23 protein-coding genes are annotated in these 26,167 nt (G+C 40.4%); 10 read left to right on the top strand and 13 right to left on the bottom strand.

What is annotated here, in order from left to right:
• Positions 1-20: 20 nt before the first annotated feature.
• From ACFRAK_RS07385 to cobT, 4 genes are all read left to right on the top strand, one after another.
• Complete coding sequence (locus tag ACFRAK_RS07385) at positions 21-437, top strand: RrF2 family transcriptional regulator (protein ID WP_387596853.1); 417 nt, start codon at positions 21-23, stop codon at positions 435-437.
• Between the two features lie 115 nt (positions 438-552).
• Complete coding sequence (locus ACFRAK_RS07390; protein ID WP_192203458.1) at positions 553-1,260, top strand: nitroreductase family protein; 708 nt, start codon at positions 553-555, stop codon at positions 1,258-1,260.
• A 288-nt stretch (positions 1,261-1,548) separates the two neighbouring features.
• The gene (lepB, locus tag ACFRAK_RS07395) at positions 1,549-2,094 is read left to right on the top strand and encodes a signal peptidase I (protein WP_387596850.1); all 546 of its coding nucleotides are present in this window, start codon (positions 1,549-1,551) and stop codon (positions 2,092-2,094) included.
• Positions 2,095-2,209: 115 nt separating this feature from the next.
• Positions 2,210-3,256 carry a nicotinate-nucleotide--dimethylbenzimidazole phosphoribosyltransferase gene (cobT, locus tag ACFRAK_RS07400; protein ID WP_394571485.1) on the top strand — a complete coding sequence of 349 codons (1,047 nt, stop codon included), beginning with the start codon at positions 2,210-2,212 and terminating at the stop codon, positions 3,254-3,256.
• A 60-nt stretch (positions 3,257-3,316) separates the two neighbouring features.
• Here cobT and ACFRAK_RS07405 read toward each other — a convergent pair whose 3' ends face one another.
• A complete protein-coding gene (locus ACFRAK_RS07405; protein WP_394571486.1) occupies positions 3,317-4,720 on the bottom strand; it encodes a sigma-54 interaction domain-containing protein in 1,404 nt (467 codons plus the stop codon).
• Between the two features lie 268 nt (positions 4,721-4,988).
• Here ACFRAK_RS07405 and ACFRAK_RS07410 point away from each other — a divergent pair, with 268 nt between their 5' ends.
• The gene (locus ACFRAK_RS07410) at positions 4,989-6,656 is read left to right on the top strand and encodes an alpha-keto acid decarboxylase family protein (RefSeq protein WP_394571487.1); all 1,668 of its coding nucleotides are present in this window, start codon (positions 4,989-4,991) and stop codon (positions 6,654-6,656) included.
• A gap of 643 nt (positions 6,657-7,299) precedes the next feature.
• Here the strand turns inward: ACFRAK_RS07410 and ACFRAK_RS07415 are convergent.
• The 5 genes from ACFRAK_RS07415 to ACFRAK_RS07435 form a co-directional block, all read right to left on the bottom strand.
• The gene (locus tag ACFRAK_RS07415) at positions 7,300-8,481 is read right to left on the bottom strand and encodes a C40 family peptidase (RefSeq protein ID WP_387596840.1); all 1,182 of its coding nucleotides are present in this window, start codon (positions 8,479-8,481) and stop codon (positions 7,300-7,302) included.
• A 286-nt stretch (positions 8,482-8,767) separates the two neighbouring features.
• Positions 8,768-9,604, bottom strand: a complete 837-nt coding sequence (locus ACFRAK_RS07420) for a TIGR03943 family putative permease subunit (protein ID WP_394571488.1) — start codon at positions 9,602-9,604, stop codon at positions 8,768-8,770.
• 14 nt (positions 9,605-9,618) lie between these two features.
• Complete coding sequence (locus ACFRAK_RS07425) at positions 9,619-10,500, bottom strand: permease (RefSeq protein WP_394571489.1); 882 nt, start codon at positions 10,498-10,500, stop codon at positions 9,619-9,621.
• A gap of 335 nt (positions 10,501-10,835) precedes the next feature.
• Entirely contained in the window at positions 10,836-11,462 is a 627-nt protein-coding gene (locus ACFRAK_RS07430) for a DNA-3-methyladenine glycosylase (RefSeq protein WP_394571490.1), read from the bottom strand.
• 110 nt (positions 11,463-11,572) lie between these two features.
• Positions 11,573-13,138, bottom strand: coding sequence for an MDR family MFS transporter (locus ACFRAK_RS07435; protein ID WP_394571491.1), 1,566 nt, complete (start codon positions 13,136-13,138; stop codon positions 11,573-11,575).
• Between the two features lie 267 nt (positions 13,139-13,405).
• On the opposite strand from ACFRAK_RS07435, the gene proC reads away from it, so the two are divergent.
• Both proC and ACFRAK_RS07445 read left to right on the top strand, forming a co-directional pair.
• A complete protein-coding gene (proC, locus tag ACFRAK_RS07440) occupies positions 13,406-14,212 on the top strand; it encodes a pyrroline-5-carboxylate reductase (RefSeq protein ID WP_394571492.1) in 807 nt (268 codons plus the stop codon).
• 86 nt (positions 14,213-14,298) lie between these two features.
• Positions 14,299-15,666, top strand: a complete 1,368-nt coding sequence (locus ACFRAK_RS07445) for an FAD-binding oxidoreductase (RefSeq protein WP_394571494.1) — start codon at positions 14,299-14,301, stop codon at positions 15,664-15,666.
• 314 nt (positions 15,667-15,980) lie between these two features.
• Here ACFRAK_RS07445 and ald read toward each other — a convergent pair whose 3' ends face one another.
• The 6 genes from ald to ACFRAK_RS07475 all read right to left on the bottom strand — a co-directional run bounded on the left by ald (position 15,981) and on the right by ACFRAK_RS07475 (position 22,414).
• Positions 15,981-17,114, bottom strand: coding sequence for an alanine dehydrogenase (gene ald, locus ACFRAK_RS07450; protein ID WP_260284394.1), 1,134 nt, complete (start codon positions 17,112-17,114; stop codon positions 15,981-15,983).
• A gap of 172 nt (positions 17,115-17,286) precedes the next feature.
• Positions 17,287-18,108 carry an EcsC family protein gene (locus ACFRAK_RS07455; protein WP_394571495.1) on the bottom strand — a complete coding sequence of 274 codons (822 nt, stop codon included), beginning with the start codon at positions 18,106-18,108 and terminating at the stop codon, positions 17,287-17,289.
• A 49-nt stretch (positions 18,109-18,157) separates the two neighbouring features.
• The gene (locus tag ACFRAK_RS07460) at positions 18,158-19,414 is read right to left on the bottom strand and encodes a PucR family transcriptional regulator (protein ID WP_260284396.1); all 1,257 of its coding nucleotides are present in this window, start codon (positions 19,412-19,414) and stop codon (positions 18,158-18,160) included.
• Between the two features lie 128 nt (positions 19,415-19,542).
• Entirely contained in the window at positions 19,543-20,541 is a 999-nt protein-coding gene (locus ACFRAK_RS07465; protein ID WP_394571496.1) for an inorganic phosphate transporter, read from the bottom strand.
• A gap of 15 nt (positions 20,542-20,556) precedes the next feature.
• Positions 20,557-21,177, bottom strand: a complete 621-nt coding sequence (locus ACFRAK_RS07470) for a DUF47 domain-containing protein (protein ID WP_063235631.1) — start codon at positions 21,175-21,177, stop codon at positions 20,557-20,559.
• A 238-nt stretch (positions 21,178-21,415) separates the two neighbouring features.
• Positions 21,416-22,414: an inorganic phosphate transporter gene (locus ACFRAK_RS07475; RefSeq protein ID WP_394571497.1), complete on the bottom strand. Its 999-nt coding sequence runs from the start codon at positions 22,412-22,414 to the stop codon at positions 21,416-21,418.
• 394 nt (positions 22,415-22,808) lie between these two features.
• Between ACFRAK_RS07475 and ACFRAK_RS07480 the strand changes: the two genes are divergently transcribed.
• Positions 22,809-23,639 carry an aldo/keto reductase gene (locus ACFRAK_RS07480; protein ID WP_394571498.1) on the top strand — a complete coding sequence of 277 codons (831 nt, stop codon included), beginning with the start codon at positions 22,809-22,811 and terminating at the stop codon, positions 23,637-23,639.
• Positions 23,640-24,105: 466 nt separating this feature from the next.
• Positions 24,106-24,360: a GlsB/YeaQ/YmgE family stress response membrane protein gene (locus ACFRAK_RS07485; RefSeq protein WP_179086047.1), complete on the top strand. Its 255-nt coding sequence runs from the start codon at positions 24,106-24,108 to the stop codon at positions 24,358-24,360.
• A 199-nt stretch (positions 24,361-24,559) separates the two neighbouring features.
• Here the strand turns inward: ACFRAK_RS07485 and ACFRAK_RS07490 are convergent, their stop codons facing one another.
• Positions 24,560-25,471 (bottom strand): RluA family pseudouridine synthase, encoded by a 912-nt coding sequence (locus ACFRAK_RS07490; RefSeq protein ID WP_394571499.1) that lies wholly within the window; start codon positions 25,469-25,471, stop codon positions 24,560-24,562.
• Between the two features lie 232 nt (positions 25,472-25,703).
• On the opposite strand from ACFRAK_RS07490, the gene ACFRAK_RS07495 reads away from it, so the two are divergent.
• Complete coding sequence (locus ACFRAK_RS07495; RefSeq protein ID WP_260284401.1) at positions 25,704-26,123, top strand: YhcU family protein; 420 nt, start codon at positions 25,704-25,706, stop codon at positions 26,121-26,123.
• Positions 26,124-26,167 lie beyond the last annotated feature (44 nt).

Below are 26,167 nucleotides of genomic sequence, written 5' to 3' on the forward strand. Positions count from 1 at the left end.
AGAGGGGAGAGGTGAAAGAAATGTCAGAAAAGGTTTCCAGTATAATGTGGTTTAGTCTTGCAGTACAAGCCTTGCTTGTTCTTGCTGATCATGATGGATTATGCAATAGTAATAAATTGGCTGATAAGCTTGATTCGGAGTCAGGTTTTCTTAGAAAAATATTAAGTAATTTAGTGAAGGCAGGGCTGATTAAAGCAAAGGAAGGCAGGGATGGAGGTTATTCACTTGCAAAAAATCCCGACCAAATCATTCTTGCAGATATATACGCTGCAATTAAATCCGAACCTTTTTCAAAGGGCTTTCTTGATGTGAATGATAAGGAATGCTTTCAACCATCTTCACGCGAAGCTTTATGCGGATTGAAAAATGAGATGGAGAGCTGGATTATACAAGGCTTGGAGCAGAAAACGATTGCTGATTTACTTTCAAAATCATAATGTGAAAAACGAAACTGAAATGGTTTCGTTTTTCATAAACTGTATTTGACAAAAGAACAGTATGCGTTATATACTGTTCCTGTATTAATTACAGTTAAATGGAGGTCATTAATAAATGACAAAAAATATAATGAGTAAAGAAGAGTACCTAAATAAATCGAAAGAATTGAATATACCGTTTGAAAAGCCCAAAGTCCTTAATGATACGGACTTCATTACGGTAGCAAAAGAACGGAGATCTGTTCGCCAGTACGATGCTGAATACGTGATGACTGAAGAGGAAATTCGTGAAATCCTGGATATTGCGATCCAAGCACCGTCTTCTTCCAACTTACAGCCATGGAGATTCCTTGTGATCCAAGATAAGCAAACCCAACAAGAATTGCTCCCCATCGCCAATAACCAACAACAAATCGTCGATGCATCTGCTGTCATTGCCGTTTTAGCGGATATAGAAGGCTACAAAAATGCAGAGCGGATTTATGGTGAATTAGTCAATAAAGGAATCATGAAGAATGAAATCAAAGAGCCATATGTAGCATCTATTCTGCATAATTACGGTAACTTTTCCGCTGAAAAGGCTTTAAGTGTAGCCATGATTGACGGTGGCTTGGTTTCCATGCAGATCATGTTAGCTGCAAAAGCAAAAGGATACGATACAGTCCCAATGGGTGGTTTCGATGAAGCCAAATTTGTGGATGCATTCAATGTACCGGAAAACTTCAAACCTGTCATGTTAATTTCCATTGGAAAAGGAACTAAAGCAGGATTTGAAAAAGTCCGTTTGCCACTTGATACTGTATTGACTTGGAATAAATACTAAGGTTTTGGAACAATATTTGTACTATGTTAAAAGGATAGCTAAAACTCGCTATCCTTTTTTTCATGATTTGAGATTTGCTCATTACTCCTAAAAATGATTATTCTCGCAAGCGATATAAGGATATGTTACAATTTTTCCATATATTTCTTTCGGGATATCTTTTCTGAAAATCACCGGCAAACTAAAAGCATAAGGGATAAACAGTGCTAAAGAATTATTATTGGAGCTGCAAGCCAAAAAATACAGCAATTATCGTTGGCCGTTTACAATGGATGGGAGGGAGTCTTTATGAAGAATAAGAAAAGTGAATTGTTCTCGTGGTTGAAATCTATCTTATTCGCTGTAATGATCGTGTTCATTTGCCAACAGTTTTTATTTACACCAGTTACAGTAAAGGGTGAATCAATGGAACCGACTTATGAAAATGATGACCGGATAGTGGTGGCTAAAATCGGAAAGCCGGAGCGCTTCGATATGGTCGTATTTTATGCTCCGGATGCGGAAGAGAATTATATAAAAAGGGTGATCGGTTTACCAGGTGACAGCGTCGAAATGAAAGATGATGTCTTATTTATCAATGGGAAAAAGTATACAGAACCATATTTGAAAACAAAAAAAGGGGAAATTCCACCTGAAGAAAATCTGACGGAGAATTTCACCCTGAGTGATTTACTTGGAAAATCCAGGGTGCCTGCCGGCCATTTATTTGTCATGGGGGATAATCGAAGGAATAGTTGGGATGGAAGAAGATTTGGTTTTATTTCTGAAAAATCACTTGTGGGCAAAGTGAAATTTCGTATCTACCCATTAAATGAAATGGGAGTGCCGAAGTAAATGGAAAGCCAAGAGGATTATTATTATATGGACTAAGTTGTATTTATAGCAGATGATGGATAAGAACCTTTTCCTGTGGTTAAGGTTTTTCATTTTGGATTGTAGGGGGATTAATATGACCAATGGATTAGCTGCCATCTCCATCCCGATGCTGGATGAAGAAATGGGCAGGCAGGTTAAAGGACATGTCGATTCACTGACTGTTCCTCTGGGGAGCCTTGGCCGGCTTGAAGAATGGATAATCGAACTGGCCAAGATGACAGGATTGGCATTTCCGGACATTTCGAAACCGGGGGTGATCGTGTTTGCGGCCGACCATGGAATTACGGAAGAAGGGATTTCGGCTTATCCTAAAGAAGTGACGGAACAAATGGCACTTAATTTCCTGAATGACGGTGCTGCCATCAATGTATTGAGCCGCGCGATAGATGCTTACTTGGACATTGTCGATATAGGGATCGATGCAGATATCGAAGCACCGGGGTTAACTTCAAGAAAAGTCCGCAATGGAACTAGAAACTTTTATAAAGAAGAGGCGATGACAAAGGAAGAAGTAATTCAAGCGCTTGAAATTGGATATGACCGTGCACAGAAAATGATTGCCCGTGGTGCGAACTGCCTGATCCTTGGTGAAATGGGAATCGGAAATACGACTTCCAGTACTGCCATCATCTCCATTGTAAGCGGGAAAAGCGTTGAATCACTAGTGGGGCAGGGAACAGGATTGAAGTCAGAAGGCATTATACATAAGCGGAGAATAATTGAAGAAGCGATTTCATCAAGAAAGCCTAATCCGGATGATCCAATCGATATTTTGATGAAAATCGGAGGGATCGAAATTGCAGGTATGTCAGGGGCCATGCTTGCTGCAGCTAATAACCGTATACCCATTCTTGTTGATGGTTTCATTACAACCACGGCTGCTGTATTGGCCAACCTGATTTCCGGACGTGCAGCCGATTATATGTTTGTTGGACATCGATCTGCAGAACCTGGTCATAGAACGGCCATAGAACTGCTTGGCAAGGAGCCGATCCTCGATGTGGGAATGAGAATCGGGGAAGGAACAGGGGCTGCCCTGTCATACCCCATTCTTAAGGCAGCGACATTGGTCATTAAAGAAATGGCAACATTTGAATCTGCAGGCGTGTCAAATAAGTAAGAAGTAGGAGACCTTCATTGTGAGGGTCTCCTATTTTTTATGTCTTCTTTCAGTTCACTTTTACTTAATGGGCAGATGCCCTTTATATTTCTTCATTTTCCTGACGACGGAAGGCTGGCTGATCCCTAAGAATTTAGCCATTTCATATGTGGACTTACATTGTTTACTCGCTTTCATCATCATCCATTTTTCCACTTGTTCGAGAGCGGTATTGAGATCACTATCATCAACCATCACATCGTCAATCAATAGGGTATCATCTATTTTTTCAAAAGATTCTTGTCCATGGAAATGGGAGGGGAGAAAGCCTGGGAAAATGATGGAGTCTTCCGAGGTCAAAATGAGCCGTTCAATCAGGTTTTCCAATTCACGCACGTTTCCTGACCATTTATGCTGAATCAGTATTTCGTAAGTGGAAGGGTGCAATTTCTTATCTGACTTGTATTTCTTGTTGATGATTTCGAGATTATGATTGATTAAGATGGCAATATCTTCTTTTCTTTCTCGTAATGGAGGTATTTGGATTGGAATCACATTTAAGCGATAATACAAATCGAGCCTGAATGTTCCCTTTTCCACCATTTCCTCAAGGTTTTGATTGGTTGCCGTTACAAGCCGAAAATCTATCTTATGCTCTTTTTTTCCGCCAACCCTTTTAAAAGTCTTCTCTTGCAGGAGATTTAATAATTTCACTTGCATATCCAGCGGAAGCTCTCCGATTTCATCCAGAAATAGGGTTCCATTATCTGCTTGTTCAACTAGCCCTTGCTTCCCCTGCTTCTGCGCTCCGGTGAAGGATCCCGCTTCATATCCAAACATTTCAGATTCAAAGAGACTTTCAGGGATGGTACTGCAGTTGACTTCGATGAATGGCTCTTTGCTGCGGTAACTCTGATTGTGCAGCCTGCGGGCGAATACGCTCTTCCCTACACCGGATTCACCAAGAAGCATGACTGTCGCATCCGTTTTGGAAACACGATGTATCGTTTTGGCGATTTGCCGCATTTCCTTGCTGCGATAGATCAGCTCTTCCTGTTCCCTAAGTTCCTCGACTTCCGATTGGTATTCTTGAATCTTTCTCTCCAATTGACCGTACTGATCCTGGAGGTTCCTGATTTCAGTTTGATCTTGGGCATAGCTGACGACACGAATCAATTCACCATCATCATCAAAGATGGGATAGGCAGTCGACATGACGATTTTCCCCGTCTTTGTATGCTGCATGATCTGGACAGGTGTTTTCTCTTTCAATACCATGGCGGAAATCGACGGTGAAAGGATTCCTTCCGTTTCGAGCTGGTAAACTGATTTTCCAAGATAATGTTCCGGTTCGATTCCATATATCCACCAATGGTTAGGATTCGTGAATAAAATGAATCCTTTTTCATCGGTCACGGTAATATTATTATTGGATGTGTTGATGATGCATTCCAAAACTCTTTTGACATTATTATCACTCATCATTTTCCCCCTTATCCACTGTTCCGGTGATTCAAATATAAATCAAAAACAGAGGTGAAATCAAGAATTTTCAGATATTTCGATTTGGAATTGAATCATTTTTTATAAGAGCCATGCCTGAGATAGTCTCACTCACTCACTTCATTGATCAAAGCTAAAACTAGAGTAATAGAGTAGCGAATCCACCTTAAGTATATGGATATTTACGGTTAACCTACTTATGTTTGGGTATAAATAAAGTAGAGAGTGACCGATTGAAGGAGTGATTGACTTGACTGAAAAAAGAACCTTGGGACAATATTTATACAACTGCTTAAAAGCAGAAGGCATTACAGAGATTTTTGGTGTGCCTGGAGACTATAATTTCTCATTGCTAGATACTTTGGAAGATTACGATGGGATTGAGTTCATAAATGGACGAAATGAACTCAATGCAGGATACGCTGCGGACGCTTATGCCCGTGTGAAGGGAATTTCGGCACTCATCACCACCTTTGGTGTCGGTGAAATGAGCGCATGTAATGCAATCGCTGGCGCGTACAGTGAGAATGTGCCGCTCATACATATTGTCGGCGCGCCAAAGTCCATGATGCAACAGGAGAAGGAGCTTGCCCATCATACGTTTATGAATGGAGATTTTGATGTTTTCCGTAAGGTTTATGAGCATATCACCAGTTATACGGCAATTCTTACACCAGAAAATGCAGCAAGGGAGATACCGGCTGCAATCAGAATCGCGAAAGAAAAGAAAAAGCCCGTTTATTTGGTAGTGGCTATCGATCTTGTTGAAAAACCGTTGGTTTCTCACGGTGAGGCTTCTGAAAATGTGGCCAAAACGAATGTCGATGCGCTGCAGTCAGCAGTGAAGCATATAAAAGGGACGCTAGAACATGTAAACAAAGCGGTTCTGCTTGTCGACGTGAAAACACTTCGTTATAACCTGCAGAAACCTGTACTGCAGCTCGCTGAGAAGTTAAATGTTCCAGTTGCTTCGTTAATGCAGGGAAAAAGCGGGTTTGATGAGAGCCATCCCCAGTATATCGGTGTATACGGCGGAGCTTTCGGTAGTAAGGATGTCTCTCAGACTGTTGAAGAAGCGGATTTCATCATAGCCGTTGGAGCTGTTTGGTCAGACGTCAATACCTCCAAAGGTACAGCAAAGCTTAACCCGTTGAAAATGGTGGAAATTCAACCTGATACAGTAAAAGTGGGGGAAGCCAGCTATATGAATGTCAAGGCGGAGGAAATTCTAAATGCACTCCAGGACATTGGTTACCGGCAGAACGAATCTGTTGGAAACATCTCATTTCCTTATGACACAATGGTTGAAGACCCATCAGCACCATTGAAGGCGGCTTCTTATTATCCTCGAATTCAGCAAATGTTAAAAGAAAATGACATTGTGGTCTCGGAAACAGGAACATTCTCTTATGGCATGTCACAGGTCAGGCTGCCGAAAGGGGCGACCTACATAGCACAGGGAGGCTGGCAAAGCATCGGATATGCCACGCCCGCAGCTTTCGGTGCTTGCATGGCGGATAGAAACCGGCGTGTTCTTTTGTTCACCGGGGACGGATCGATACAGCTGACAGCACAGGAAATAAGCTCGATGCTGGAGAACGGCTGCAAGCCCATCGTGTTTATTCTCAACAATAACGGTTACACGATAGAAAAATTCTTGAACGTAAAAGTCGATATAGAAAAACAGAAATACAATGAAATACCAGAGTGGGAGTATACAAAACTGGCTGAAGCGTTTGGGCAAGAGGCATTTACAGCAAAAGTCGAGACGAATGGTGAACTGGATGATGCCATTACAAATGCTCAGAACGCCGATAAGCTTTGCCTTATAGAATTGGTCGTGAAAGATCAAATGGATGCCCCGGAATATTTGCAAAAAATGAGGCAGTATCTTGAAAAACAAGAGCAACTAAAGTAATGCCATGTTCGAAATGCTCTCACGCGGGCGGTCCGGGAGCCTCCTTGGCGCTCTTTGCGCCGGGGTCTCCCTTGGACACGCTTTTCTAAGCAGGAGTCTCGAACAGCTGCTCCAATCAACTTCGTTTAAAAAATTCAGGTAGAAACCAAGGAATTCGGAACTGTCTCATCCCGAACACTGATTTTAAAACAATATTTTTGATATACTTTATGGTTTTTTAATGAATACTCATTGGATGGAAGAAATATGCGACACTACTACCGAATAACTGGCTAGCCGAAACCCTTCAGCTGCTTGCTTTGATGAGAAGCCAGCGAAAAGAGAGAGGATTTCTGAAAACAGCTGGAACAGATTTTTAAAGAAAGGTCTTCTGTATATGAAGGCCTTTTTTTTTGGTATGGATACTGTACTTACGATATATCTATACGGCTCGATCAAGGACAAGAATGCAAGTTGGAAAAGTAATAGGATGGATTCCAAAAAGATAATGAGAATGGTTATAAGCCATAGCACCAGTTGGCAGCTATTCGACATTATAATACGCAAAAAAGCGTGTATGATAGTTTATCAAAACACGCTTTTTTGTTCTTTTATCAAGGCATATAGTGTTTTTTAGCCAACAATCGGTTATTGACATCAATGTTTAGTTAAGTACACGAACTGCCTTTACAAAGCTAGGTCCCCAGTAAGAACTGTTGATGTCAGCGTAGGAGACGCCTTTAGATGTGGAAGCATTCAGCATTTGACCATTACCGGCATAAATTCCCACATGATTGATTACACCATCATTGTTGGTATCGAAAAATACTAAATCCCCTTTTTGGAGGGATTTTGAAGATACCGTTGTACCAACGTGTGATTGTGCCACTGAATTTCGAGGCAAGGAAACACCTGCACTTTGGAATGCCCTTAATGTGAATGAAGAGCAATCAAATACATCAGTGCGTGAAGTGCTAGCACCGTAAACATACTTCGCTCCCATATATTTAGCGCCAGCAGCCAAAACTTGATCCGCCTTGGTCGATTTGGACTGTTTTTTAATTGCAGATGCTGAGGCTTGTCCGGAAACCCGGATGGATTGGCCGATACGAATACGATTTGAATTGGAAATAGTAGGGTTCATTTTAAGTAAGGCACTAAGGGAAAGGTTATATCTTTTAGAGATTGTTGATAAGGAATCCCCTAATTTAACCACATAAACTTCTGTTGTATTTTTACTATTATTCGTATTCGTATAGTTGTTAAGGGTATTAACCTTCAAGATCTGGCCGGGAAAAATAAGGTTACTATTCAAATTGTTTTTAGACTTTAATTGTTTGACAGTCATATTATTGACTCTAGCAATCTTATCCAGGGTGTCCCCGGATTTGACCCTATATGTAGCATTAGAAGAACTGTTTTTAGCCGCAGAGCTAGATGCAGGGGCTTTTCCGGAAACCCGGATGGATTGGCCAATATAAATGCGATCCGAATTAGAAATATCAGTGTTTAATTTAAGCAGGGCACTAAGGGAAAGGTTATACTTTTTAGCAATTTTTGATAAAGTATCCCCCAGTTTAACCACATATTTTTCGGTTTTATCTATATTTTTATCTGTTTGGTTGTTAAGGTTATTAACCTTCAAGACTTGGCCGGGAAAAATAAGGTTACTAGTCAAATGGTTTTGAGACTTTAATGCTTGGACAGTTGTATGATTAGCTTTAGAGATTCCATCAAGGGTGTCCCCTGATTTAACTTGATAAGAACCAGCATAAGCGGAAGTGCCTGCCACTAGGGTACCTATAATAGTACCTGCAAGAATGAAAGAGTTTTTAGAATTGTTCATTTAGGAAAGTTCCTCCTGATGTGGTAAAAAAATATGTAGCATTTATATTATAAGGGTATGGAATATAAAAAACATGGCCCATATAAATAAAATTCAACTTTTTCGTCATTTTTCAGGTAATCTTGCTTCAGGTAAATGGGGATTTATGGGATTCAAATGGAGTTTAAGAGGGCCATACTGTAATTTCGCATAAATGGATAAAAAGAGCATTTCATAAAATGGAAGTTTGAAGTAATTAAAAAGAAAGGTAAGAATGGAATATCCTTACCTTTCCATGATTCATTTTTTAATATTGTCTATAAACGTAGGGATCATCCGGTTCTGCGATTTTACTATGTGATGATACTTTGAGCAGGGGAATGGTTTTCTTGAATGGCTGATAATAAATGGATTCCAATTCACCTGTCACGGAATACCACTCATCATTTTTGGGATGCATTCCTTCAGGAAATTCGATTAGCATACCGAATACCCCAGAGTCCGCGACACAGTGAATGACCCCAAACCGGAACAAGAATACCTGGTTTTTGGCTAGCTCATTTGAATTGTACGAAAATCCGGTTAACGTTATTTGCTTGCCAGTGAACTTTCCAGGAGAGTAATAGATGGCTTCTAAATCGTTTAGGTAGTTTTCATCTGTTAATTGAAGACTATCACGATCAACCAAGCCTTTGAGAGAGTTATCCATTAAAGTTAAATAGTCATCCTTGCCATAATAAAGACTCGTATCCGGCTGCAGGAATTGATGCTGGCTATATTCATCTGAGTCTTCATATACTGGGAAATGAAACCCCTTTTTTTCTACAATATTCGAGTCCATAGTGGCAACAGGCAAAAAGAGACCGGTTAAAATGGGAATGAAGAAGAGGAAGTAAGTAAGGTTCCTTTTCCATTTCTTATTTTCCTGGGAGTGATCATGTCCGCACTGACAATCATCACCTTCTTCTCGATTATCTTCTTTAAAATATAAGTAAGATCCCATTAACGTGAATATTGCCAGTATATAGATGGCAATCTGTGAAACATATGAATATTCCATATTAATGTATTTCGATATATTCCCTGAGGCGTGTAAATGCATGAATAAAAAAGTAAGTCCAAGTAATATGAATAATCTTCCCATATAAAACACCCTCTTTAAGAAATAAACAATAAAGTTAGGCCTAAGACGGAAATAAATATATAGGCCATCAAACATAAAACGAATTTTGTTTTGAAGGTACCTAAAAGCATGATTGTATTTTTAATATCAAACATGGCCCCGAATACAAGAAAAGCAACTAGTGAAGAGGGCGAGAAGGTACTTCTAAAAGAACTTGCAACAAAGGCGTCCGCTTGGGAACACAAGGACATGACATAGGACAAAGCCATCATGACTGCATTCCCGGATAGTTTTCCTTGACCGATTTCAAGCAATAGGGATGTTTTCAAAAAAGTTTGAATGGCAGCTGCCAGCAATGCACCAATGATTAAGTATTTTCCAACAGAAAAGAACTCTTCAATCGAGTGTTTGAACATTCCCGTTATTTTGTCTTTAAATGTAAGTTTTTGTTGATGTAAATGTTCGATATGTTCCTGTTTAAGCTGATTTGTCTTAAACTGAAAAGACAGGATGCATGCAATGATCAGTACGACCACGAATGCAATTCCACCACGATAGAAAACCATGCTCCAGCTATTACCAAACGCTATATAGGTGGAAAACAGGACAATCGGATTGAGAATGGGTGCAGAAAGCATAAAGGCAATGGCCGCAGAAAGAGGAACCCCTTTAGCGATCAAACGGCGGGTGATCGGGACAATCCCGCACTCGCAGGCAAGAAAAAAGACTCCTGCACCTATTGCGGTTAGAACAGATAAGATCGGATTTTTCGGAATGATTTTTGCAATCATCTCTTCTGACACAAACATTTGGATGATTCCAGATATAAGGACTCCCAGTAAAATGAAGGGAAGGGATTCAATTAGGATACTAATAAATATTGTATTCATTTGCAAAAGGGCCTGAACGTTCATCATAAACCACCTTCCATATTGCTGACTTAACTATATTAGTTTCGTAATAGAAGGAAGTCAATTTATTATTACTCGGGTAATAGGCTGGAAGTTGAAGGAGTAAGGAACTTATGGGATATTGAGGGACTTGAATGATCTAATGTATAAGTTTGGCAGGAATAAGTAGTACTTCAATATAAGCTTTGTTCCTTTTGAGGCTAGAGCTTACATTAGCGATATTCATAATGCTTTCATACACGACTTGTTGATATGGATCTAGGGATGCTTACGGACAAAGTAAAATCCCCTCAAAGTTGTGTAATATCCACGGAATTTTACACAAAATTGAGGGGATAAAATCATGGTTCATTTTTCGGCACAGCCTTATTAATTAGGTTTTTACGGGATATGAACGGATTGTCGGTAATCCAGAAACGCCAAGGATAATCTTTTGCTGCCCCGGAGTTCTCGATTCCGACGCGGGGGCCGCTGGATATGTGTTCAGGCATTTTTCCGGCAGCAAGATATAGCGGGGGATCCGTAAAAGGTCGACCATAATCATCCATGGTGATGCCTAGTGCCTTTGTTAGCTTCCCAGGTCCATCGGTCCATTTTCGAATATCGGCAATTCCGCGTCTTTCCTGCATTAACTCAAGCCCTGAATAGGGTTCAACAGCTCGAATTAAAATGGCCTCCGGATTTCCAGGCCCGCCGCTTACGACATTGACCAGTGTATGTGTATGCATGACGTAAGTATAAATCAATCCGGAATTACCGAACATCACTTCCGTCCGTTTTGTCCTTCTATTTCCAAAACTATGTGCGGCCCTGTCCCCAGGTCCGATATAGGCCTCTGTTTCAACAATGAATCCAGAAGCGGTTCCATCCGCTGTTTCTTTTACAATGAGGCACCCAAGAAGGGATTTTGCCAGTTCAAGCGTGGGCTGCTGATAAAAATCTGCGGGTAAAATTGAATGGTTTATCATAGTATCACTCCATCTAGTCTCATACAGGTAAAATTCCCTTATCAATGAAAAAAAAACATCAAGGGATTAAAAAGACCGGCTGAATATATCAGCCGGTCCCGAGCATGTTTTTAGCCTAATTCTTTTTCCGTTTCTTGATCTTTTTTGATACGGCCTGAACCCACGGAAAGTGCCACTAATATCCCCGCGGAAACAAAAATGATACCGGTGATGAAAACGCTGGAGAATGCATCGATCCAAGCATTTTCAATCGTTTTTACAAGGACATTGCTGACTTCTGCCGGCATTTTAAGGTTTTCCGGATAAAGCATGATGTTGAATAACGCATCCGTTTTATCGGCCAATGCTTTCAGTGCCGCATGCAATATAGGGTCCTTTTGGCTTACGACCGCATCATCCATATTTTGCTGGAGATTATGATTCATGACAGCGTTCAAGATCGTGATGCCCATCGTTCCCCCTATAGATCGGAAGAATGTGGAAGCCGCTGTAACCGACCCTAGCTGGGATTTTGGAAACTCGTTTTGAACGGCAATCATCAATGTCGGCATGACAAGACCCATACCTATTCCAAGGATGGCCATGAATGAGTACGCAGTGAATATAGTCGTACTGCTGTCCATCATGCTCATTAGGAAGAAGCCAAGCGTTGCAAAGGCCATTCCAAAGGTAAGCACGGTACGAAAACGGAATTTCAATAGTAACCGCCCGCCAATGATGCTGGAAAGAATCATGCCGACCATCATCGGAGTCATGGTCGATCCCGCTTTTGTTGGTGAAACTCCCAGTACACCTTGCATGAACAGCGGGACGAACATGATTGCCCCGAACATGCCAAGGCCAAGCAGGAATCCCAAAATATTCGTGGTGGAAAAAACTCTATTTTTAAAAAGGGATAAATCAAGGATCGGTTCGACTGCTCTTCTTTCAAAAATGATGAATAGAGTAATGAAGACAGTGGTGCTGCCGAAAATCAAGAAAGATTCCAGTGATAACCATTCAAATTTATCACCACCGAAAGTCAAGCCCAGCAGTAACAGCACAATACCAGGAATCAAGGTGAAAATCCCCAGGTAATCGATATTCACCTTCTCTGCTTTCCTTATGGCTTCATGTTTCAATCCCACATAAATCAAAATGGCAGATAGTAAGCCCGTCGGTACATTGATCAAAAAGATCCAATGCCAGCTGATATGGTCAACGATCAGGCCGCCCAGAAAAGGACCGATGACGGAACTTAAACCAAAAAGAGCTCCAAATACACCCTGCCATTTGGCTCTTTGTTCGGCAGAGAATATATCGCCGATGATCGTTTGGGATAAAGGCATGATCATCCCGCCGCCGATTCCCTGCAGCCCTCTATAAATGATCAATTGCTCCATCGAAGTGGCTGTGGCACATAAAAACGAACCAATCGTGAAAATGATCGTACCAAGCAGATAAAGGGAACGCCTGCCATATAAATCAGATAGCTTTCCCACAATGGGTACGACAGTCGTTGAGGCTATTAAATAGGCAGTCGTCACCCATGCAAAGATGGTAAAGCCATTCAATTCCCCGATAATTGTCGGCATGGCCGTACCGACGATCGTCTGTTCCAATGAACTGAAAAACATTCCTATGATCAATCCTGTTAAGACTAGCTTGGTATTAACTGCTTTTTTTTCCGTTTGCATATGATTTCTCCATTCCTGGAATTTTATTCCTTATTGATTTTGTGACTGATAGGTCAAAATTATAAATCCGAAATGACCATTTAGTCAACGGTTTTTTCACTGAAAATTTCAATTGAAGTTGGATATCAAGATTCATCCATAACAATTAAGTAATTCGACCAGAAACCACCAAATCCTTCCTGATTAATATTTCCAACGTGTTTCCATTTATGATATCCGATATAATAAGAAGGAATATAGATGAACTTATGATTGGAAGTGTAAGATATGAATAAAAAAATCGGGTTTATTGGATGCGGCAAAATGGGTGAGGCAATGCTTGAGGGCATGTTGCTTGCAGAGGTCATTTCACCTGAAGGGATCATGGTCAGTACTGCGAGTGCGGAAACCAAAACTAAAATCACCACGAAATATAACGTTAAAGGCACTTTGGATAATATAGAGGTTGCTGGTTTTGCAGACATTCTCTTTCTAGGGATCCAACCTGCCATGCATAAACAAGTGCTTGAAGAAGTGAAGAATCATGTGAAAGAAGAAGCTGTAATCATTACCATGGCAGCTGGGATAACTATATCTTTAGTGGAGGGCAGCTTCGGAAAAAAAGTGAAGGTTATCCGGACGATGCCAAACACTCCTTCGCTTGTCGGTGAAGGCATGACGGCCATGAGCATCAATGCTGAAATTACCGATGCTGATATAGAGGATGTGACTTTTTTGCTGAATAGTTTCGGTAAAACGGAAATCCTCCATGAAGATTTGATGGACGCAGTACCAGCCATCAGCGGTTCGTCGCCTGCTTATGTATACATGTTCATCGAGGCGCTGGCTGATGGAGGGGTCCGTGATGGCATTCCACGGAAACAAGCGTACCGAATGGCAGCACAAGCTGTAATGGGGGCTGCTAAAATGGTACTGGATACGGAAAGGCATCCTGCTGCTTTAAAGGATGATGTCTGCACGCCGGGAGGGTCAACGATAGCTGCGGTAGCGTCTTTAGAAGAGAATCAGCTAAGATCCAGCATTCTGCAAGCAATGAAGTCCTGCACGGATAAAACGAAAGGCTTCAGTAAGTGAAGAAAGATGGATTGCCTATTGGCGGGCAATCTCATTTTGTATAATATTTTCAAAATATTTGGTAAAAAAAAGAGGGGGGCAGCATAATGAATGGTTATATAGAAGAATTAAGGAAGATATTGACGGAAGAACAAGTAACGGTGAATGAAACATTATTGGAACAGCATAGCCATGATGAATCCTACCATACACCGCATTTACCGGATATGGTCATATACCCAAGGGATACTGCGGAGGTAAGTGCAGTCATGCGGTTTGCGAATGAGCATGAAATACCGGTCATTCCTTTTGGATTGGGTTCAAGTTTGGAGGGGCATGTCGTTCCTGTCAAGGGAGGAATTTCCCTGGATTTGTCCTTGATGAATCAAATATTGGAAATCAGGGAAAATGATTTCCTTGTAAAGGTCCAACCAGGTGTAACAAGGACGCAACTCAATAAAGAATTGAAAAAATACGGTTTGTTCTTTTCCGTCGATCCTGGTGCAGATGCTACATTGGGAGGGATGGCAGCTACGAATGCAAGTGGTACGACCTCGGTCAAATATGGGATAATGCGGGATCAAGTCAGGGATCTGGAAGTGGTTTTAGCAAACGGTGAAGTCATTCATTCCGGAAGTTTAGCGACAAAGTCATCTTCAGGCATTCATTTGAATGGCTTGTTTGTCGGCTCTGAAGGTACGCTAGGTGTATTTACTGAACTGACATTAAAGGTATATGGCATTCCTGAAGTCACAATGGCTGGAAGGGCCTCATTTCCAACCGTCGAACAGGCAGTATCGGCGGTTAATGGGATCATGCTTGCTGGAATTCCGATTGCACGAATTGAATTGGTTGATGCCGAGTCCATAAAAAAGGTTAATCAATTCATGGACAAATCCTATGATGTCAAGCCAACTTTATTCCTCGAGTTTCATGGGAATTTTGCCGGACTGGAACAGGACGTCAAATTTGCCAAGGAAATCGTAAGTGATTTTGGCTGTGGCGATATTCAGTTTGAAACTGATTCAAAAGCACGGAATGCCTTATGGGAAGCACGCCATAACCTCGCTTACGCATTCATTCACAGCGCACCTGGAAAGAAGCTGATGGTGACCGACGTAAGTGTGCCCCTTCATGAATTATCTAATGCCATACTGGATACAAGGAAGAAAGTCGAACAATCCAAAATGGAGGGTGCGATTGTAGGACATGTAGGTGACGGGAATTATCACGTATTGTTCATGATCGATCTGAAAAATCCTGAAGAAGTAAAAGAAGCGAAGAGGTTAAATGAAGAAATCGTCGAATATGCATTAACAAAAGGCGGTACATGTACGGGTGAACATGGAGTAGGACTTGGAAAATCGAAATATCAGCGAAGGGAGCATGGAGGAGCTTACGTAGTGATGAAAACGATCAAACAGGCATTGGATCCGAAAGGAATAATGAATCCTGGGAAGATCTTCATAGATTAAGAGGAATATACTATTTTGTAGATTAGTAATAACAACAAACAGACTTGATCCCATATAAAATATAGTGGAAATCTTGTCTATTATATGGGGCCAAGGCGAAAATGCCAATTATATATCACGGAATTTAAACATATATTCGCATAAAAATGATTTTCGTCTTTCATTCGGGCTATAATCGGAAAATGGTCCGTCCGATCTGATAATTCGACCTATATCTATATCTAGCAAAATCGCCTGAAGTACAGCTTTCAACGAGATTCTCGTACAAAAAAACAAGACTCCAGACAAGGTTGTGTCTGGAGTCTTGTTTTTTATTAAGCGTTAATGTTATTTGAATTTAAGGCATTTTCAACACTTACATAGTTGTAGCCAAGGTCTGTAGCAACTGCTTCGAACGTGATTTCACCGTTCGCTACATTGACGCCTTTTGCAAGTGCATCATTTTCAAGGATGGCTTTGATGGCACCTTTGTTTGCAATTTGAAGTGCAAATGGTACTGTTACGTTAGTTAATGCAACTGTAGAAGTTTGAGGCACTGCTCCTGGCATATTCGCCACTGCATAATGCACTACTCCATGTTTAACATAAGTAGGGTTATCATGTGTTGTTATGTGGTCGACCGTTTCAAAGATACCGCCTTGGTCGATTGCAACATCGACAATGACTGAACCAGGAGACATCGATTTAACCATTTCTTCAGTAACGAGCTTAGGAGCTTTTGCACCTGGAATCAATACAGCACCGATCACTAAATCGGCATCTTTGACTGCTTCCGCAATATTATAAGGGTTGGAGATAAGTGTAGTCAGTTCATTTCCGAAAATATCATCAAGCTGACGAAGGCGGTCAGGGCTTAAGTCAAGAATGGTAACATCTGCTCCTAATCCAATAGCGATTTTAGCAGCATTCGTTCCAACCATACCTCCGCCGACAACAGCGACTTTACCACGTTTAACTCCAGGAACTCCGCTTAAGAGTATTCCTTTGCCGCCGTTATTTTTTTCAAGGAACTGAGCACCGATTTGTGCAGCCATGCGTCCTGCAACTTCACTCATTGGTGTCAATAATGGTAGTGTGCGGTTTACTGCAACCGTTTCATAAGCAATGGCCAAGACACCGCTTTCTTTTAGGGCCTGAGTTAGTGCAGGTTCAGCCGCAAGATGTAAATATGTGAAAAGGATTAAATCTTTTCGGAAATATTTATATTCAGATGAGATAGGCTCTTTTACTTTCATGATCATTTCTGTGCTTGACCAAACGCTAGCAGCGTCCTCGACTATAACAGCACCAGCTTCTTGATATGATTCATTTGTAAAGCTGCTTCCTAGACCTGCGTTCATTTCGATTAATACTTCGTGACCTGCATTGACCAATGCCACAACCCCGGCTGGAGTGATAGCTACACGGTTTTCATTGTTTTTAATCTCTTTTGGAATTCCTATTCTCATCTTAATCCCTCCAATAATATGTTTTTACTATTTGTATAACAAGTATAGTTGGAAAAAGAAATAGTTAGTATGTGGAAATCAGAAAATTGAAAAAGGTGTATTTGTGGAATTCCACAAACGCAGTGTCAAAAATATGGGCTAGCCAGGAACAAGACCTTTTAAAAAGCTGAATTCAATTCTTTACAATAGGTTCTTGAATACGCTCTAAAATTCTTCTTTTCTTATATAGCATGATTCCCGTATCGGCTATATCGGCGATCATGGAACGATTTGTAAGGGCGCCAAAGATTATCCCGGCAACAGGAACCATTTGCATAAGTTTTTTCCAGCCAAACTGATCACGGTATGTATAAACGACTTCCCGCCAACCTTGCAGTTCGGATGCTATTTCCCTTTTTGATTGGGAATCGGTCTGGTCCATTTTCGACAATTCATTTAATAGAGCCTTTTTGCCGACAACATCCGATGTTGTGAATTGCAGACATTTGACGATGAAAATACGTTCTTGGCGATCTCTAGGATTGAAGCCATATGTGATGGCGATATCCTGAAGCGTTTTGATCGACATGCCGAGAAGAAGGGGGATGTCGATGGCCAAAGTGAAAATTCCGCCAATCCCTGTAGTGGCACCTTGAACCGTTGCCAATTTGCTGCCTGAATTTTTAATATCCTGACTCACGCTATCCATGATTTTGAGGGGGATGACTGAAACATCTTTCAGGGCTTTAATTTCCAACTCTGGAACCTTGGCTTGCAGCTGACTTAAAATATGAGTTTCTTTCGTTAAATATTTTCCGCCATTCTGAATGTAGCTGCCGATTTCATCAAGCATGACACCCAATTTTTTCTGAATGAAATCCGGTGTCAACTTATCCAATAGCTTGAAGGGAATCCGTCCGATCCGTTCCCAAAACCATAGTCCTTTCTGATCTTTTTCCCATTTTTCAATGATTGTTAATTCGTTTTCAAGCTCTTCTTTTGTTTCAAGTTTCATATGATCAACCTTTCCACACTTCTAGTATTCCATATCAGGGAATATATCATTAATTTTTCTTGTGAAATTCATCATATTGATTAAGTTTAATGTTAAGGAAGAGGGACATTTTTTGAATCGGGTCTTTTAGTCGAATATTTCCCACTTCAGAGATTCTTTTTAATCGGTAATTCAATGTATTCACATGGATATGAAGATTACTTGAAGATTCATTTGGATTGCAGTCTTTCTCTAGATAGACAGTGAGCGTTCGCAGCAATTCCGTCTGGTTTTTCATGTCATATGCTTTTAGCTTAAGGATGGATGGATGAACACGACGCTGTTTGTTGCTTGCGAGTGATTCAATCATTTGAAACATGCCAAGTTCTTCATAATGTAAAATGAGTTTCATGTCATCTGGGAAAATACTCTTCATTTTAAGGGTGTATTGAGCTTCTTCGTAACTTGATTTAACATCCATTAAATTTTTATACATATTGCCAGCCGTTCCAAGGATATGCTCAACACCGAAACGCTGCTTCATCTCCAGAATGAAAAAAGGAATGAACTCATAAATCGATGAAGTGAAAGATGGGCTGTTTTCCTGGTTGCCTCCCGCGAAAAGAATGAGCTTGTTATGGTCAATGGCAAATAAGGAACTGTTTATCTTCTGAGTGGTCGTTAACATGTATGAAATGTAGCGCTCCACTTCGCGATTGATCTCTTTAGGAAATTCGAATACCAATATGGAAAAAACCACTGGAACGTGGATGGAAAATTTCTTGAAATGTTCAATTATTTCCGATTCTTCTTGGTAGTGCCCGGTCAACATGCGCCAAAGGAACTCTTGATGACCTGCTTCTTTCCTTTTCTTTTTCAATTGCAATTGCTGTAACTGGTTCTTCGCCTCCTTGGCAGCGAATTGCAGAAATTTCATATCTTCTCCGGAGAAAGGTTCATTTACTTCCAAAGCCCAAATGAATCCAAGTACTTCATTATTTTTCCGGATGGAAACCGCAACCCTGTTACCGAGACCGACATCACTGATGGCCCCGATTTTAATGGGGGCATCTTCTTTCAATAATGCGGGGATGAAGCCATCTTTCCATAAACTGTTGATGACCTTTTCAGGGACACGTCTTCCGATTATAGTCATGATACGAGCCTGATCCGTAGTATCATCGTGTGTGCTATAAGCAAGTAAGCGGTGGTTACCGTCCTCGATCGTAATGGGGCAACCCAAAACAGAACTGATTCTATCGGCAAATTCCATCATATCTCCATAAAGGTCTTTAAAAATATCTCTATTTTTTTCGAATTCCTTCATTTTTATTTGCCCCTCGCTAAAAAAAATTCCTTCTTCTTGAATTTTAAACGTTTCCTATTAATAAGCATAGATAAATCCTTTGTTAAAAACAGAAAATCCCTACCGTGGAAACCGGAAGGGATTTTATTTTAGAATAAGAAGTTAATTAAAAGATAAAGCAAACCAGCTAATGTTGCCGAGATGGGAATGGTAATGAACCAAGTGATGATCATCCTTTTTGCCGTTCCCCATTTAACGCCCTTGACACGATGCGCAGATCCAACACCAAGGATTGAAGACGAAATAACATGGGTTGTACTGACTGGCATGTGTATGACTGTTGCGCCGAAAATGATGAAAGCCCCGGTTAAATCCGCTGCAACACCATTGACCGGACGGATTTTCATGATTTTACCGCCAACGGTTTTAATGATTTTCCATCCGCCGACGGAAGTTCCAAGCCCCATTGCTAGCGCACAGGAGAATTGAACCCAGAAGGGGATATCGGTACTTGATGCATAACCATTCGCAATGAGGGCCATCGTGATGATACCCATCGCTTTTTGTGCGTCGTTCGTTCCGTGGGTATACGATTGAAGTGCCGCAGTAGCAATCTGTATAGTACGGAATTTTTGGTTTGTTTTTGTCAGGTTATTATTTTTAAATACTACTTTAAAGATGCTGTATACGATAAACCCGATTGCAAAAGCAATTAGCGGGGAGAAGATCAAAGCTTGAAGAATTTTCATGAATCCTTCCCATTTAATGCCGGAGAAGCCTGCTGCAGCAATGGCGGCACCTGCAATCGAACCAATCAATGCATGGGAGGAACTGCTTGGTATTCCGTAATACCAGGTAAGAAGGTTCCATATGATAGCGGCAAGCAGAGCAGCCATGATTACATACGAACCATTCGGAAGCGTGAACGGATCCACGATATCCTTCGTTATGGTCTTCGCTACTCCAGTGAATGTCATAGCTCCGACGAAGTTCATGATGGCTGCCATGATGATGGCATGCCTAGGCTTCATGGCCTTTGTTGAAACGGCAGTCGCAATTGCATTGGCTGTATCATGAAAACCATTGATGAAGTCAAATGCTAAAGCAAAGAAAACGATTAATATTGTTAAAATTAATAAAGTATCCATTTATTGGGGTACTCCTTAGGCGTTTTTCATTATGATTGTTTCAAGTGTATTGGCCACTGCTTGACAGTGATCGGCGATCTCTTCAAGGCTTTCGTAAATTTCTTTATATTGAATGATCCTGATTGGATCTTTTTCAACTGTAAACAAGTTTTTGATTGATTGACGTTGGATTCCGTCACAAACTGATTCAAGATCTTTAATCTTGATTGCATTTTCTCGAATCATTGGTAATTTCTTAGTGGATAGTGTATCGACAGCATTTTCAATCTCATACGTACACTGTTTGATTGCATCCACAAACTTAAGCATATACTCATCTGCATTGACAATTGAGTACATCTCGAATAATGCTGCACAGTGTTCCAAACCGTCTATGACATCATCCATTCTCATGGTCAATTCAAGTATATCTTCGCGTTCGATAGGAGTGATGAAGGCATTGTTCAGCTCTTTAATCACATTATGAACCATTGAATCGCCTTTATGCTCATAGTCTTTCATCGTATCTGAAAATACTTTGAGATCGGAGATGTTTTTGAGTTTATAATCCGCGAAATAGTCAGCACCTTCTTTAAGGTTTTGAGCGATGTTAAAAAGCATTACTGCGAATTTGTCTTTTTTTGATTTAAAAGCCATTTTAAATCCTCCCAATTAGTCATGCAAATTTACGCACTTTAGTCGTACGCTTAGTATTAACAAATTGATTGTAACGAATTCATGTAGTATCCGGGAAGGTTTTTCGACGAAAATTTACAAAATCTTAATAAAACTTTATATAAAAACACAATGAAAATTAAAAATTGGGAAAAACCCTACAATTATAAGGGGTAATCTGTAGAAAAAAAGCCTTTCCAAAATGGAAAGGCAAAAATTTCTATAAAAATAAAGCAATTAAATAGTAAATGATTCCAGCTAAGGAAGCGGAAATTGGCAATGTAATGAACCAAGTGATCAACATGTTTTTTGCGGTTCCCCATTTTACCCCTTTGATGCGGTGTGCAGAACCGACCCCAAGTATTGAAGAAGAAATGACATGTGTCGTGCTGACCGGCATATGCAGGAAGGTTGCACCGAAAATGATGGATGCTCCAGTCATATCGGCAGCCACACCGTTAACCGGGCGGATTTTCATGATTTTACCGCCAACGGTTTTGATGATCTTCCAGCCTCCGATTGATGTACCAAGCGCCATGGCTATTGCGCATGATAGTTGTACCCAGAAAGGAACTTCAGAGGTAGAGGCATAACCGTTTGCGATTAAAGCCATCGTGATGATCCCCATGGATTTTTGAGCATCATTCGTTCCATGTGTATAAGACTGGATGGCCGCCGTGAGAATTTGTATTCTCCTGAATCGCTTATTGGTTTTTCCTAAATTATTATTTTTGAATACTACCTTGAAGATACTGTATACAATGAATCCAAGCGTGAAGGCAAGGATAGGGGATAGAATCAATGCTTGTACAATTTTAGTGAATCCATTCCATTTAATCGTATCGAATCCACTAGCCACGATGGCAGCTCCCGCTATTGAACCAATGATTGCATGGGAGGAACTGCTTGGAATGCCAAAATACCAAGTGATTAAATTCCATATTATTGCCGAAAGCAGGGCGGCAAGGATTACATAAGAACCATTGTTCAATGTGAAAGGATCAACGATATCCTTCGTAATGGTATGCGCTACACCGGTGAAGGTCAGTGCTCCTAATAAATTCATGACCGCAGCCATGATGATTGCATGACGTGGTTTAAGCGCCTTGGTTGATACTGCTGTAGCGATGGCGTTAGCCGTATCATGGAAGCCATTGATAAAGTCAAAGACCAAAGCAAAAATAATAATTAGCGCGGTTAAGATGAGTAGGCTATTCATACATGGAGGACTCCCTTGATTTCAAGTATGTAAAGTGTATATGGATTGTCGCCAATGAATGGGCAGGACAGTTTGCAACTCCTCAATATTAGAATGGGAGTTTTACATTTGATTATTCTTAAAATTTGGCACCTTCTTTTTTACTTGGTTTTAAGCCGAACTATTCAATTGTAACGAAGTTCATACCTATAAGGATAGATGTTTCGTCATTTTTTTACAAAATATTTAACTTAGTGAATGATTTAAAAGATAAAATGATCCCTTTAATATATATAAATGGTATGTAAGGGGGAGTTTTCGCTTAAGAAGGCTCTATAAATTCCGAGGCTTATGGTTAGAAATAGGGGGTGGAGGGATGTATAATTGGTAAATAAAAGTAAGGGGGAATGATGGAATGATTTCAAATATTGGGGAAACGATCACCTTACATAATGGAGTTAAAATGCCACAGTTGGGTTTCGGTGTATTTAAAGTGAAAAATGGCAATGAAACGGTTGAATCCGTCAAGAAAGCGATCGAAGTTGGTTATCGTGCGATAGATACGGCGGCCATTTATGAAAATGAAGAAGGTGTTGGCCAGGCGATTCGGGAATGCGGAGTGCCACGTGAAGAATTGTTCATTACGTCTAAAGTGTGGAATACAGAGCAAGGATACGAAACGACGCTCCAGGCATTTGATGATAGTTTACATCGCCTTGGTTTGGAATACCTGGATTTATACCTGATCCACTGGCCGGGAAAAGATAAATATCTGGAAACCTGGAGGGCATTGGAAAAGCTTTATAAGGATGGAAAGGTGAAATCAATCGGTGTAAGTAATTTCCATGTTCAACATTTGGAGAAGTTACTTGCAAACAGTGAAGTGAAACCGGTCGTCAATCAAATTGAATTGCATCCACTTTTGACTCAAGTCGAAATTCGTGACTACTGTGCAGAACATGAAATAAAGGTAGAATCTTGGAGCCCGCTGGGCAGAGGGAACCTATTGGAAGAGCCGACAATTAATCATATAGCGAAGAAGCACGGGAAAAGCTCAGCCCAAGTGTTGATTAGGTGGCATTTGCAACATGATCTAGTTGTAATACCTAAATCGATTACGCCGTCCCGTATCGAGGAAAATGCAGAGGTATTTGACTTTTCATTAAGCCTGAATGAAATGAATCAAATAGATGCCTTGAACAAAAATGAACGGTTCGGCAGCAATCCCGATGAACTTTTGTTCTAAAAAATACTGATAGAAGGGTGTCCCGAATGGGGCATCCTTTTTTTATTTTTCCTCATGAACATAATTGAGACAGTTATTGCTTATACTAACTATGTGACAAAGTTAAGCCTATGGTATACCCGTTTAATATGTCTAATAATCCTGTTTTCGTTGCCAAATATTTTTTAAAAAAATTAGGTTTTAGATTAATTAAACGGGGAAAATAATGAGTACAGCGGCAAACAAAAAGAAAAAATTCACTAACATGAGGATTGTCCAATCAGTTACTCAAGGGCTATAGCTAGCTAAATCTACCCAATAACTAAAACATTCACATTCATTAGATATTGTGCATTATCGGCATCATACCATTTGAATGTAAAAGTTAAAATTACTGAAAAAAGGCATGACAATATGGAAGTGATTTGATTTCTTGGAGTCTGCTGCAGAAATTGAAAAATAACTAATACTAAGGAGGAAATATATTATGGGATTTTTATGGTCATTAATTATCGGAGGTATCATTGGTTGGTTAGCAGGTATGATCGTTGGACGTGACGTACCATTTGGAATTATCGGTAACATTATCGCTGGTTTTGTTGGTGCATGGTTAGGTTCATTAATTCTTGGGAACTGGGGCCCTTCAGTAGCAGATTTCGCTATAATTCCAGCATTGATTGGTGCTATCGTGTTTGTTTTCGTCTTAAGCCTTATCTTAAAAGGCATGAGAAAAGCTTCATAAATGCAAAGATTAAGCTGGCCCAAGTGGCCAGCTATTTTTTTTGCAAAAATGGACAGATTTCGTCCTGGCATGCCTTTAAACCAATTCGCCCCAATCGTGGAAAGTCCTGCAGGTGGTGCACAAAAAAAATATGGGCAACAATTTCATACCAATGGAAGTAATAAGAACACCGTTCCCAATGGAACGGTGTTTATTCAGTTTAAATGGTGACATCGAATATTTCAGGTCTATCCATGAAAGGAGCTTCAATGCTCATTTTTTTTTCTGAAATGGGGTGGATGAATTCGATTTTCCTTGCATGCAGGGCTTGACGCGGAAATGTCTTTTTTCCGCCATACAAGGTATCTCCGGCCAAGGGGTGATTCAAATGACTGAAATGCACCCTGATTTGATGGGTTCGGCCGCTTTCCAGTGTACAGCTGACAAGCGTCAAGTTTTTCTTGGGATCGCGATTGAGTACCTGAAAATGGGTGACCGCAGTCTGGCCTGTAGGGGAAACCCTTCGTCTCGTGGCATGGTGTCGGTCGCGGCCAATTTTTTCTTTGATTTCGCCTTCGTTCTTTTTAATGTTTCCTTCGACTAAAGCTAGATATGTCCGTTTGATCTCCCTTTCTTCCAACATTCTATCCAGCATGGACCCTGTGAGGCGGTTTTTGGCAAAAAGGACCGCACCGGTGGTATCCTGATCAAGCCTATGAATATGCTTGATCATACAGGACTGGCCAGTTTTTTGAAGATGGTGCGCCACTCCATTGATGAGGGAGTGTGACTCACCCTGTTGAGAAGGGTGGGTATCCATTCCAGCCGGTTTATTGGCTATCAACAACACATCATCTTCATATATGATGGAAATTCCTAAGTCTGTCGCTTGAACTGTTTCATTTTCAGCGTGATCCAATAAAGGGATGCTAATCGTATCCCCTTCATTAAGAACAGTTGACCATGCGACGGAATTTCCGTTCACTGTCACTTCTTTACTCATCCTCCATTCATGGACTAATTTCTTTGGGGCCTTCCACCGCTCCCTAAAAAGCTTTTCCAATGTTAATCCATTCCAACTTTGAAGAACATCTATTTTTAAATGTTGGTTAGTTAATTTAAAATTTTCCAATTAGACTCCTACTTTCGACTACTTTGGTTTTATTTAAATGAAAAAAATATATAATAATTAAAGATAAATCGTGAAAAAAGTAACCTTGGACCTATTGCTGAAATTTTCGTGGTGGAAATTACCACATATTTTTTACAAAATTTATGTTATTCTATGGGGAAAGAAATCGCTTGTCCTAGAATATACATATAATAGATAGGTCTAACGGATCTGAAAAAAGGTGGTTTTTTTAGTGAAGACGGTCTTTTCTTCAACTGAAGAACAAGAGCAAGAAATAGCGAGTCTCGTTTCTCGTTTCTACGAATCTGTATTTCCAAAATACTTTACGGAAAGTGAAATTCTTCATTTTCGCGAGATTGGCGTTTTAGAACCCAATCAAAGTTCTGTTACTTACTTGGCAACATTAAGAGACGCATTTCAAGTAATGACATGCCTTCAAGTTCTTATGTCGATATTAGACAAACAAAAGAGAGAAGATTTTATAATGATGGAATCTAAATCTGAAGAATTGTTCCAACATAACATCACACTATTGAATGAATGCGGAATATTCTTCCCCTTTTATTATGACCATTTTTCAAGTATAAACCAAGAAGCGAATAATGATATGCAGATGATGGACATCCAGGTGGCGAATCAATATTTAGTATAGGGTAAAAAAAACGAGCCGGCTATAACGGGAGAAGCATTTCCGTT

The organism is Peribacillus sp. NPDC056705 (assembly GCF_043656335.1).